This is a genomic window from Methanolobus sp. WCC5 (genome assembly GCF_045690325.1).
Classification (GTDB): domain Archaea; phylum Halobacteriota; class Methanosarcinia; order Methanosarcinales; family Methanosarcinaceae; genus Methanolobus.
In genome coordinates this window covers 349,187-361,715 of the sequence record NZ_CP146981.1, presented here as the reverse complement: position 1 = coordinate 361,715, position 12,529 = coordinate 349,187, and the positions used below count along the sequence as shown (strand labels likewise).

The 12,529-nt window shown below is 44.1% G+C and carries 11 protein-coding genes; 7 read left to right on the top strand and 4 right to left on the bottom strand.

All coding sequences use genetic code 11. The features are described 5' to 3' along the window. Positions 1-160: 160 nt before the first annotated feature. Positions 161-1,804 carry a methylamine methyltransferase corrinoid protein reductive activase gene (locus V7O64_RS01810; protein WP_407356329.1) on the bottom strand — a complete coding sequence of 548 codons (1,644 nt, stop codon included), beginning with the start codon at positions 1,802-1,804 and terminating at the stop codon, positions 161-163. Positions 1,805-2,428: 624 nt separating this feature from the next. Between V7O64_RS01810 and V7O64_RS01805 the strand changes: the two genes are divergently transcribed. Beyond that, complete coding sequence (locus tag V7O64_RS01805; RefSeq protein WP_407356328.1) at positions 2,429-2,584, top strand: hypothetical protein; 156 nt, start codon at positions 2,429-2,431, stop codon at positions 2,582-2,584. Here the strand turns inward: V7O64_RS01805 and V7O64_RS01800 are convergent. Together V7O64_RS01800 and V7O64_RS01795 are read right to left on the bottom strand one after the other, a co-directional pair. Beyond that, on the bottom strand, positions 2,577-3,359 hold the full coding sequence (locus V7O64_RS01800; RefSeq protein WP_407356327.1) for a helix-turn-helix transcriptional regulator: 783 nt from the start codon (positions 3,357-3,359) through the stop codon (positions 2,577-2,579). The two genes, V7O64_RS01805 and V7O64_RS01800, sit on opposite strands and share 8 nt — an antisense overlap. Positions 3,360-3,595: 236 nt before the next feature. Beyond that, positions 3,596-3,940: a hypothetical protein gene (locus tag V7O64_RS01795; RefSeq protein WP_407356326.1), complete on the bottom strand. Its 345-nt coding sequence runs from the start codon at positions 3,938-3,940 to the stop codon at positions 3,596-3,598. Between the two features lie 194 nt (positions 3,941-4,134). On the opposite strand from V7O64_RS01795, the gene V7O64_RS01790 reads away from it, so the two are divergent. Together V7O64_RS01790 and V7O64_RS01785 are read left to right on the top strand one after the other, a co-directional pair. Then, the gene (locus V7O64_RS01790; protein ID WP_407356325.1) at positions 4,135-4,683 is read left to right on the top strand and encodes a peptide-methionine (S)-S-oxide reductase MsrA; all 549 of its coding nucleotides are present in this window, start codon (positions 4,135-4,137) and stop codon (positions 4,681-4,683) included. A 42-nt stretch (positions 4,684-4,725) separates the two neighbouring features. After that, positions 4,726-6,894, top strand: coding sequence for an FAD-dependent oxidoreductase (locus tag V7O64_RS01785; protein ID WP_407356324.1), 2,169 nt, complete (start codon positions 4,726-4,728; stop codon positions 6,892-6,894). Between the two features lie 10 nt (positions 6,895-6,904). Here the strand turns inward: V7O64_RS01785 and V7O64_RS01780 are convergent, their stop codons facing one another. After that, on the bottom strand, positions 6,905-7,642 hold the full coding sequence (locus V7O64_RS01780; RefSeq protein ID WP_407356323.1) for a formylglycine-generating enzyme family protein: 738 nt from the start codon (positions 7,640-7,642) through the stop codon (positions 6,905-6,907). Positions 7,643-8,024: 382 nt separating this feature from the next. On the opposite strand from V7O64_RS01780, the gene V7O64_RS01775 reads away from it, so the two are divergent. The 4 genes from V7O64_RS01775 to V7O64_RS01760 all read left to right on the top strand — a co-directional run bounded on the left by V7O64_RS01775 (position 8,025) and on the right by V7O64_RS01760 (position 12,528). Further along, positions 8,025-8,690 carry a corrinoid protein gene (locus V7O64_RS01775; RefSeq protein WP_407356322.1) on the top strand — a complete coding sequence of 222 codons (666 nt, stop codon included), beginning with the start codon at positions 8,025-8,027 and terminating at the stop codon, positions 8,688-8,690. 238 nt (positions 8,691-8,928) lie between these two features. After that, a complete protein-coding gene (gene mtbA, locus V7O64_RS01770; RefSeq protein WP_407356321.1) occupies positions 8,929-9,948 on the top strand; it encodes a methylcobamide:CoM methyltransferase MtbA in 1,020 nt (339 codons plus the stop codon). Positions 9,949-10,224: 276 nt separating this feature from the next. Beyond that, positions 10,225-11,076: a hypothetical protein gene (locus V7O64_RS01765; protein WP_407356320.1), complete on the top strand. Its 852-nt coding sequence runs from the start codon at positions 10,225-10,227 to the stop codon at positions 11,074-11,076. A gap of 42 nt (positions 11,077-11,118) precedes the next feature. Then, a complete protein-coding gene (locus V7O64_RS01760) occupies positions 11,119-12,528 on the top strand; it encodes an aldehyde dehydrogenase family protein (RefSeq protein WP_407356319.1) in 1,410 nt (469 codons plus the stop codon). The last annotated feature ends 1 nt before the right edge of the window (position 12,529 follow it).

Here is a 12,529-nt window from a genome sequence, read left to right as displayed (position 1 = left end):
CTGATTTTTTGATAAGATTGTCCAACCATACTTTTTGACCAAGAAAAGAATAGGCATTTATAGATATATATTTGCCCCTTGATTTATACTATCTATACTTAAATGTGCTGCAGATATATTTCATACACTACACATCACATTATCAATATCATGTTAAAGATCACATGACTGAAAGCTCTTCTGTGGAAACAGGACGTATCTCCCTGTAACGAATGGCTTTGGCCGGACATATCCGGATACATCTCTGACAGCTCATGCCAAGGCACAGGTGAGCAGCATAACCTGCAAAACGCTTCCCTTGCTTATCAACTATCTTGATAGCTTTTTCAGGGCATTCCTGTTCACATATCCTGCATCCCAGACATCCTTTGGATTCCTCTTCAATGATGACATTCATACCCCTCATAATTTCCACATCCGCTACTTCGGAATTGGAGATATCCTTTTTTACCTTCTTCTGGAACACCGGTGCAAGCTCCAATGCAGGCATATGAGGCATATTGAAAGATTCAAGGACATTGTTATAAACATCTTCGGGCATACCTTCGGTCCAGTATGCGAGCTCACATGCATATATATTCTTGAATGTTTCGTTAGATGCAAGCATAATGTGGTCTGCTTTTATACGGTCTGCAAGCTCCTGTATCTCATCCAGATCATAGTTCCCAAGCATAACATCCTTTGCAAGCTCAAGGGATGTATTGCCAAACTGAATGATCTTCTTTGCAAATCCAGGTACAAGACCTATCTTCCTGGCTTTATCTGCATCTACATAGGTACCTGATGCTCCTGACATATACATGTATTCAAGGTCCTCGAACCTGAGACCGGATTCCACAAGCAGGGTCATATGTGCCGCCCTAATGGCACCAATGGCCTTTCCTGCTTCCTCGATATCCCGGTCATTAAGTTCAACACCCTCCCCAAGGATAAGCTTCCCATTCGGAAGATGTGGCAATGTCTTTATCAAACCCATACTAATTGCCAGGGATATAGCTGCAATGACACCAGTACCGGTAATGCCCTCAGGCACCAGCTCTCCCTTTTCAAGGACAGAACCTGTCAGGGGATCTACAAGGTGGCTTTTCCTGCCATCCATGCGCTCATCAAGTACAGTTAGCCTCCACATGCCATTCTCTTCATTCACATCGGATATTGCTCCCGGGCTTGCCAGCATTCCGCACTTTATACCCTGTCCTTCGATAGCAGGGCCTGCTGCAGCACTACATGTGATGATACGGCCATTGACCTTCAGTGCCATCTCTGCATTCGTACCATAGTCCGTTACAAGGGAAATGCCTTCCTGCTCCATGAAATCAGTCTTGACCATCATAGCAAGGGCATCTGCACCAATCTCATGCTCAATGGAAGGAAGAACGATAACTTCACAGTCATCCAATCCGGATGAAGGTCCAAATATGGCTATGCCGTCATATATCCTCAGACCTCTCTTAACTTCGCCAATGCCAAGTCTCTGTTGCATGTTCTTACCCGCATAGGCAAGGTCACGGATCTCTATGTTCTGGAACAGGGAAAGCTGAATAGGGTTACCGCATACAGCAATCCTTTTTATCTCCTCGGGAAGAACGGGGAGCATTTCAAACATATTCCGGATTGTACTGATCATAATATTATTTGCAACATCACCACCCACCTGGATTGCAAAACCAAGGTGGTCTATTACATTTCCTCCGGGAAGTGGATGTTTCATTGTCATTATGGTCTTAAGAACGTTCTTTGACTCAAGATCTATAAGCTGCAAACGAAAACCACTGGTGCCCAAATCAATTGCAATACCATACATAAGATGTCCTCCGTATTACTTACTGAAACGCCTGAAATCTGACAGACCACCAGACGATGCAATGCTGCATGAAAAACAATCTGTTATCAAGGTATAAATAATAACTTCAAGTAATAAAGCATCACTGCTGATAGTATCAATACCAGAAACGAAATTAATGCGGTTGATATTAACGCCGTTAACTCAAAATAGACAGCTTTGATAAAATCAAAGCTGTTGATTTAATCGGCAAATAACCCACAAGAGATATAATCAACATAAATACAACATATATCTGAAACAAAAACATCTATTATGTTATCAGCAATAAGTTATGTCTAAAATAATAGCCCTTCTGATCTGCAAGGACCCCGTGAATGTGGAGACAGGGTCCTTCAAATCAAAAGTAGTGTGCTGGATGATAACATCCAGCTATGCAGAAATATTAGGGAAGTGTTTTTCACTGTAAATGGAGGTAGACTTTATAGACCCATTTAATAGTGAATTTTGTTCTGCAACTACTTTGTCCTTCACAAGGACAATCACGCAATTGACATATAGATATAAATAATAACTTGTAGTAATTTATCAATCGCATCGGCATTATCAACAATATGTCATACCATATGACTGTGGATAATATACATGGCAAACTCTATATTCAAGAGATTTCAGAGAACAGTGGCAAACAAGGAATTAATACCTTTGATAATATCAAAGCCTTTAATGATAGCAATGTCTGATGCAATATCAGGTGAAATGAATATCTTCTCAGAAGAAGAGAGAAGGGGATCTATTTGACCTTTTCTGCCATTTGCTTATAATGCTCAAACAGGTCCATACCCCATAAACGGGCACTTTCATCAAAGCAGAGAAGTTTTTTATGGTCAAATATACCCTGGGTCGTAAAGAAAGAAAGCAGCAGTATGTCATCTGTAACAGACAGGGCCCCTAAGATTATCATGTCATCTTCACATACGTACATATTGGAATTTCTGGAACTCATCATTATATCGTAATTGTCCGTATATTCTTCTTTAAGACGGGTATATACAGATCTTGTCAGTATCAGATCAAAGTCAACTTCCTTGCAGGCTAGTTCGGAATAATTATTAGGACATGTAGGACAGAAATAGGAATAGAAGGTAGACACTTTCTTTGACCGTTTAAGACTGAGACATAACTCTTTAGGTGGTTCGAACAGGTGATTGAGGTCAGATTCATGCACAAAGACCTTTCCCAGCTCACCAATCCTGTCCAGAAGATCCTCAGGAATAGCGTTCATATCCCGGCTTTCCCAGTATTCCTTATTCTCCTCAAGTACATTCAATACCTCTATCAGAGGTTTTGTTTTTTTCAGGATGATCTTCCCGATATGCGTCAGTCTGTACTCCTCACCTCTCTGCTCAATAAGACCCTGTTCCAGGAGGATCTTCACCTGAGCCATTATCGCACTGGTTGTACCGGTGAGAGAATCCTTTATCTCATCGATAGTCGCTGGCTGATCCATTAGCATAAGAAGTGCTGTTTTTCTTTTTTCTGAAAGGAATACTGTACTGATCAACTCGGTTTTCATTCTATCCTCATAATATGACTATTATTGATTCCTTAGCACAATACCTGCTTAATTAACTTTCGTTCGTCAATAAGAATATTATGTCAATAGTTGTCATACATCACAACAGATCAAATGCCTGTAAAACTTAAATATCTGACCTCATACAGCATGACCCTATAGGGCCAGCCTCTCCATGGCAGCTGCATGTTAGCTAAAAGACCCAGGCAGGAAATAAGATATGATATGATCTGTGTTTATCTGCCCGGCCTCTCCCCAAAGGTATTATGATATCTGTTTACTACAGACCCTATATAGTTCGCTGTCGTCCTTGAAGATTCTTTAGACATGAATCCCTTCATAGGGAATTCTGTATGGCAATGAGGACAACGTGCAAGTTCACAGCCTCTCAAAAGACTCGGGCAGTCTGAACAATATTTTGCCCTTGAATAAAAAAGGTTGAAAGATCTGCCGCATTCAGGACAGAGTAGCATCCTGTTAGAATCATAGAACTGTTTATTGACACCTCTTCTCTGCAATTCAAAAGAGTACCTATCATCACGGGTCAAATCATCAAAATATCTGTTTTCTCTTTCAGGCAATTATCTACACCTCATAAGATGACTACGTTTCTTCATTATTTGCAGCATATATATAACAACTTATTACCACCAATCAACGATAATGAAATTATCAACGGTATGTTCTGTAATAAAGCCGTGGATTTTACATACAGGATATATTTATGTATTATACTGCCGTGGACCGGATAAAAGGACATTCAGGGATATTTAAAATGGAAATAGCTACTTTTGCTGCAGGCTGTTTCTGGGGAGTTGAAGATGCTTTCAGGAACATTACCGGCGTTATTGAGACCAGGGTCGGATATACCGGCGGGGATAAGCAGGACCCTGAATACATAGAGGTATTAACCGGAAAGACAGGACATGCTGAAGCTGTAGAGGTCACATTCGATCCCGCCATAGTAAGCTATAATGACCTGCTTGCTGTTTTCTGGGATGTACATGATCCCACACTTACCCGCACAGAACTCATCAAGGATATGTGGGGCATTGATGATCCCCTGATACTGGAAAACACTCCGAAGTATGCAGGCAGCCATTACAGGTCATCCATATTTTACCACAATGAGGAGCAGAGAATTGTGGCTCTGGGATCAAAGGAAGATATGCAAAATGCAGCTCCCGGAAAAACCATACTTACAGAAATCGTCCCCGCATCCCGTTTTTACCAGGCTGAGGACGAACACCAGCAGTATTTCGAAAAGAATGCAGATAAACGCCAGAAAAAAGTCTGCAACATTAAGAGCTGCCGTGTAAAGTGATATATCCCTTGTTTGCAAATGTATCTGCAAAAGTGATAGGATATGACTTTTGAAAAACTCTTTGAACCCGGCCGGATAGGTAAATGTGAACTTATTAACAGGATAGTCATGGCACCTATGGGTAACATAAATATGGCTGACCCTGCAGGCCGTCCCTCTGATAAGATGATAGAGTATTTCATCAAGCGGGCAAAGGGTGGAACCGGCCTTCTTATCACAGGACTTGTTCCTGTATCCTATGGTATCGACCCCACGGTATCAGAGGATAATGACACCACCTACTTTCCGCGCATAGACGGTACATCCAGGACCCGTCTTTCAGGCTGGAGGGACCTCACAGCCGGAGTAAGGCCATACGGATCGCGGATATTCATGCAGCTGACTGCAGGGCTTGGACGTGTTGGTTCCCCTGAGGTGGCCCTGAAAGGAAAGATACCAAGATCATCTTCCTGGAACAAAAACTTCTATGTACCTCAGATACCTCATGCTCCACTTTCTGACAGAAGTATCCGCAAAATTGTAAGAAGTTTTGGCCAATGTGCAGCTAACGCCAGATCAGCCGGTTTTGACGGGGTACAGATACACGGTCACGAAGGGTACCTGATGGACCAGCTCACTTCTGATCCCTGGAACCGAAGGCTTTTTGGCCGGTACAGGGATAAGAGCAGATTCGCAATAGATGTTATAAAAGAGATAAAGAAACGCTGCGGAGAAGATTTCCCTATAATCTACAGAATAGGCCTGACCCATGCTCTGCAGGAGACATACGGTGATGAGATATTCAGGAAACATTTCCGCGGCAGGGAAAGGACCATAGACCAGGGACTTCAGTTCTGTAAGTTGCTCCATGAAGCAGGTGTCGATGCCTTTGATGTTGACAAAGGCTGCTATGAGAACTGGTTCTGGCCCCATCCGCCTGCTTACTTTGATGATGCCGTCTATGTTGAAGAGATCGCAGGCAGACTGAAGGATTTCTTCATTAAGGAAGGCATTGAAGCTAAGGTTATAGCCGTTGGGAAGATGGGCAAACCCGAATGTGCTGAAAATGTGCTGGATAAAGGCTGGGCTGACTTTGTGATGCTGGGCAGGCCTTTGCTGGCAGACCCCAGCTGGCCGGAGAAGGTCAGGCATGGCAGGACAAAGGAGATCATCCATTGCATAGGGGACCAGGAAGGCTGTATCGAGTCCTTCAAAAAAGGAGGCCATCCATGCTGTTCGGTCAATCCCTACACAGGTTTTGAGGAGAAAAAGAAGCTCATTAAAGCCCGGAGAATAAAAAAAGTTGCAGTAATCGGTGCAGGACCTGCAGGCTGTGAGGCAGCAATGACCGCTCATAAAAGAGGACATGACGTTACACTCTTTGAAAAAAAGGATATTATCGGAGGACAACTCCGAACAGCCGGCAGAATGTTAATGAAACACGATATCAGAAGATACCTCGATAACCTTGAATACCAGCTTGGACAATTGCAGGAAGAAGGACTGAAGGTATTATTGAACATTGAGGCAGCCTCAAATGATCTGAAACACAGGTTCGATGTGATAATCTGCTGTACAGGGCCAAAGTATGTTATACCAGCCATAGAAGGACTTGAGAATGTAAACTATATCGGCTCCCGGGAACTTCTTGACAGTGGCATGGAATTGCCGGAGTATGTTAAAGAGGTTCTTGTTGTGGGGGGTGGGATAATTGGTTGTGAGCTGGGATATTCCCTTGCCTATGAAAAAGGAGCCAGGGTCACCATCGTCGGAAAGAACGATGCCCTTATGGCAGACACTGTCATGGCTAACAGGGGACAGATGCTCTGGATGATGCTGGATGGAGGGTCCCCTTCCGGGAAGAAAGAGGATGCTCTGAAAGAGCCTGTAAAAGTGTATAATGCCTCGACCGTTACAAGGTTTTCCAGGGGAAAAGCCCATATAACGGCAAACAGGAACAGGAGTGAACCCTACACCCCGTGGAAGGCACTGATACCGGATAATGTCAGAAATCCTTTCGCTAAGAAACTTGATCCTGAAAATACAGAGGAATTCATATTGAGCACAGATCTTGTAGTATTTGCAACCGGATCGCAGGCCAATACCGGACTCTATTACGAACTGCTCAGAGCACGGGCGGCTGAGCAAATATATTGTGCAGGTGATGCAAAAGAACCTGCCAGGGTATGGGAAGCCATAAACGGGGCCAATGAAATTGCAAGGAATATTTGAGGGGCTTAGTTCAAATATCCCTCACGATACGTAGCCCCATCCTTCTGCTGCGGCGCCCGTCAGGAGAATAATAATAACGGCTTGCTGAGCGACAGCCTACAGCCGAGGTGATCCAGCTGCCTCCGCGCAGTACATAGAATTCTTTTGCATTACTATCGGTTTCCTCCCACGCACTGCCATCAGCAGGTGCACCTTCATAGCTCTCATGATATCTGTCCTGCACCCATTCCCACAGATTGCCATGCATATCGTAAAGTCCCCAGGGATTTGGTCTTTTCTGTCCCACCGGATATGCACCGGTACTTTCGTCACCATACCAGGCATATTCACCAAGTTCCTCTTCATCATCCCCGAATGAATATCTGCCTGTTGTGCCTGCCCTGCATGCATATTCCCATTCGGCCTCTGTAGGCAGACGGTATTTATCTGTTGATTCCTTCGCATTGAGCCGTCTGATGAATTCCTGTGATTCGTTCCATGATATCCTGTCAACAGGTCTGTCATCATCCTTTATCCTGGAAGGATTGATTCCCATGATATCGGTCCATTGTTTTTGCGTTACTTCAGATCTTCCAAGGAAAAATGCATTCCATATGCGTACCTTATGTAACGGGCGTTCGTTCCTGTACCAGTTCTTCTCATCTGAATGCGAACCCATAGAGAACTCGCCGTCAGGTATGGATACAAACTCCATCCCGATAGAATTGGTATAGGTACTCTGATCTCCGCTTGTTGTTTCACCTGACATTTAACAGCTCCACCATTATGTCTTTTCAAAAAGCAGATTCAAATTTTATTGTAGTTATATCCATGCTTTCGATATAATCAAAGGCCTTGTTTTTAGTTCAGGCTGGATTTTCCAATGCACTATGGATTCAGAATATACTTCGGGTCAAATCCATAATTTAGACCTTGAAGAAATGCTAGATAATAATAAAGCCATTGGTTAATTACCATGAGTTATTATATATATGTATACCAGAATACCATGTTTTGTCGATAAGTGATCTGTCACCTTATTGGCCTAAAGCATAATATGATTGTCAGATCATGGTCAAAGCGGAAAGATCAAAAATCTAACATTTTCCGCATCAATGACCAGCATCAGAAAAAACATATGGAGGCATTCTATGGAAGAAAGTGAAATAATCAGCGGATTAACAAATGCGGTAGTCAATGGAAAAAAGGATCAGGCTGTTGAACTGGCACAGCAGGCACTTGCAGAAGGTGTAGATCCTTACAAGGCAGTTATCGATGGTCTTGCAAAAGGTATGGAGATCATGGGCGATAGATATGACAAGAAACAGGCATTTATGCCACATCTCCTGATGGCTTCCAATGCAATGTATGGTGGTATGGATGTACTTACTCCTCACCTCAAACTGGAAGGCGGAGAAAGGAGAGCTGTTCTTGTGATCGGCACCGCAGAAGGTGATGTGCACGATATCGGAAAGAACCTTGTCAAGACAATGATGAGTGCTGTGGGCTTTGAAGCAATAGACCTGGGCAAGGACGTGCCAATAAACAGCTTCACAGAAGCAGCTGTTGAGCACAAAGCAGATGTCATCTCAGTAAGCACACTTATGACCTCCACAATGGACAACATGGAGAAAATAGTAAAGAGTTTCACAGAGAAGGGTATCAGGGACAAGGTAAAGATCATCGTCGGTGGAGCACCAATTACCCCGGACTATGCAGATGAGATCGGAGCAGACACCTCAAAGCCTGATGCAATGGAAGCTGCACACTGGGCAAAGGAAATTGTAAAGGAGCTGCCTAAGGACAGGTGGAACTGAAAATATAAAAAGGAATTCATGTATTCAGAATCCCGATACATGGATTTCTTATCTTTCTACATCATGTAAAAAAAGAATATTCCACAAAGAGTATATGATGTCAAAGAGCAGGATCAGTGAGCAATTCACTGTCCTGCGGAATATTCGCTTAATCGGATCAATAACTTACTTACACACGCTTAGCCTTGCTTAGGCTTTGCTTTAACACTAATCGAATTTATCACAGGAGTTCAGTTCAATGGAAACATACACACCCAAGGAAAGACTGGCACGTGCACTGACAGGACAAGCTGTTGACAGGATGCCGGCCGTTTCATTCACACAGACAGCCACGGTAGAACAAATGGATGCCTGCGGTGCAGCCTGGCCAGAAGCCAACGAGGATGCACAGAAAATGGCAACGCTTGCAGAAGCAGGTCATACCTTAGTAGGTTTTGAGGCAGTTCGCGTACCTTTTGACATCACCGCAGAGGCAGAGTTCTTTGGATGCACTATCAAAGCCGGTACAAAAGAGCAGCAACCATCCGTGGTAGGCCATGTTGTAAAGGACATTAGCGACATAGAGAAACTCAAAGACTATGACATTGATCAGGGCAGGATCGCTGTGGTCTGTGATGCGATCAGGATCCTTGCTGACAAGTACGGCAAGGAACTCCCGATCATGGGCAGTATGCTGGGTCCATTCTCCCTTGCACAGCACATGAACGGCGACGAGTGGTTCATGGCCATCATGACCGATGAAGCCTTTGGTCATGCATTAATGGAGCTTACAACCGATTTTAACATAGCATATGCAAAGAAAATGGCTCAGAATGGTGCCGATACAATGGTCATCATCGACCCCACAGCAAGTGCTGAGCTCATAGGTGACGAGTTCTACGAGAAGTTCGTGGTCCCCGCCCACAAAAAGATAGTTGATGCCATGCGTGAGGCAGGTGTGACAACAGTGTTACACATATGTGGTGACACCACAAGCGGTCTTAATCTCATGGAATCCAGTGGTGTGGATTCTATAAGTGTGGACCAGAGTGTGGATGTTGCAACTGCTGTTGGCAAGGTTAACAAAGCCGTCATCGTAGGTAACCTTGATCCTGTCAATGTACTGTGGAACAAGACCCCTGAAGTAGTAAAAGAAGCATCTAAGAAAGTTCTGGATGCAAATGTAGGAATTCTGGCACCTGGATGTGGAATTGTCAGCAAGACACCTACCAAGAACCTTCAGGCAATGGTCGAAATGGCAAAAGGCCACACATATTAAGATCAAAGATAATGCCCCGGGTCACTTCTTTCATGTTCTTGGTCACCAAACACACCCGGAGGCATTATTTTTGTTGGTCTGGGAGATTGGATCTGCAATCAAAAGATACATTCATTCGGGTCTTTACCAGACTACTACCTCCATCCATCCCTGGCCAGTGAAAAACACTGGCCTTTTTTTAATAATGCCAAAAAACTCTGCAGATATAGCACTAAAAAGGATAGTTTCGACTTTAAAACCAAAGACAAAAAACAGCTGGAAAAGTAGTGATGCTAAATGTTATCAAAATTGATCAGGTCCCTGCCATGGGAAAAAACAACCATCTATCCGAATGTGCCTTTCCTGAATTCTATTAACAGGTTTGTGGAAAACAAAAGCAATCTACTTGTCAATAATGTGTGGTACTTTGCACTATTCATGCTTACAACTATTATCGGCATCCTCGTTTTCTACAGTCAGACACAGAACGAGGTAGTACCGGCCATCATTCTTTCAGGTCTATGGCTGCTCTTCTGGAACCAGAGTACCTTTAATGGTAAAATAATTCTTATCATTGCATCGGTCTTCGGATACATACATGAATTAATAGGTGTTCAGCATGGCTATTTCACATATCTTGGAGGTGTTATAGGAGGTGCGCCCATATGGCTTATCCCTGGTTATGGCGCAATATTCTGGTCATCCTATAATCTCTGGAAGATATTCCATGAAAGGTACGCACAAAAACAATGGTTCCACAGGGTCAACTACTTTATCGTTGCAAGTTTTGCCTTATTGTTTGTAGTGGACTACGCAATCTTTGACCTTTCCCTGCAGCCAGTGGCAATAATGATGAAATTCTCCCTTGCGCTCATGCTGTTCAATAGCCTTGATAGTCTGCGCCTTGCCTATTTCACTGGATTCTTCACAGTACTGACAGAATTTACCGGGGAGACCCTGGGAACCTGGACACATCCTGAGTTCTCATTCTTCTCGCTGATGGCAGGATACTTATTCCTGCTCTGGATATGTACCACACTGGGCGATGTTATAAAAAGGAAAAAGAAATGGGGCAGGATCGAGGGTCCAGCAGCTTTCACCCTTACATCGTTCTACATACTGTTGTTGCTTGGGATAGTAGCAGTCTGAGAATAGTTACATGTAAATAGACAGAAACAGAGATGAAATGTCATGCGCCAGGAAATTGAAAGGGTTTTCAACCTGCAGCAGGCAAAGTGGCCAGCGCTTGCCCGTCAGGAAGCGGCTGAAAGGATCGGGCGGCTTATGCGTATTGACAATTATCTTCGCAATGAAAGAAATCTGGATAAGCTATGCCAGGCAATGTACAGGGACCTGCATAAACCAGAAGTGGAGGTTATCGCCACTGAAGTGGGTGTTGTGCAGGCCCAGATATCCTATCTGAAGAAAAACCTGAAGCGATGGATGAGACCACGGAAAGTCCCAACACCTCTGCCTCTTATCGGAACACGGTCCCATGTCCGCTATGAACCCCGGGGAGTGGTCCTTATTATGTCTCCCTGGAACTTCCCCCTGAACCTTTCACTGGTGCCAATGGTGTATGCCATTGCCGCTGGTAATGCTGTCATGCTCAAACCCAGTGAGATATCGGCAAACACTTCAGCTTTCATAAAACACATGATAGAGGAACTTTTTACTGAAGATGAGGTCGTAGTTTTTGAGGGAGACGCATCAGTTGCCAAAATATTACTGGAGCAGCCTTTCAATCATATCTTTTTCACCGGTAGCCCGAAGGTTGGCAGAATTGTCATGACTGAAGCTGCCAGACACCTGAGCAGCGTTACCCTGGAACTTGGAGGGAAATCTCCTGCCATAATAGATGCAAGCGCTGATATCGATAGAATAGCCCGGCGAGCCGCCTGGGCCAAGTCTGTGAATAACGGCCAGACCTGCATAACTCCTGACTACATACTTCTGCACGAATCTATCCGCGACCCATTCATCCGTGCGTTCAGTGATGCAGTAAAGCAATTCTATGATCCGCAAGGAAAAGGCATCAGACATTCGCCCGACTACTGCCGCATTGTCAGTGAAGCTCACTTCAAAAGATTGAGGAAACTGTATGAGGATGCAGTGGAAAAAGGAGCAAATACCCTCTTTGGAGGGGAGTTTGAAGAACATGACCTTTTCATTTCCCCTACCCTGCTGGATGGTATCAACGGGAACATGGATATTATGCAGGAAGAGATATTCGGCCCTCTGCTTCCTGTACTGACCTACAGGGACAGGGAAGAGGCAAGAGACATGATACGACGCCTGCCAAGTCCTCTTACTCTTTACATTGCAAGCCGTGATAAAGGTAACATCGATTATTTTCTGAAAAGCATACCTGCCGGAGGTACCGTTATCAACGATTACATGCTGGGCTACAGCAATCCTGCCCTTCCCTTTGGTGGAGTTAACAACAGCGGCATCGGAAGATCACTTGGCCTGCATTGTTTTGCAGGTTTCTCCAACGAGCGCAGTGTGATACACCGCAGATGGGGTACATTGAGCCTGATACACCCTCCATATAATGATCGTGTAAGGAGGATAGTCAAAACCCTGTACAATTGGATGTGAT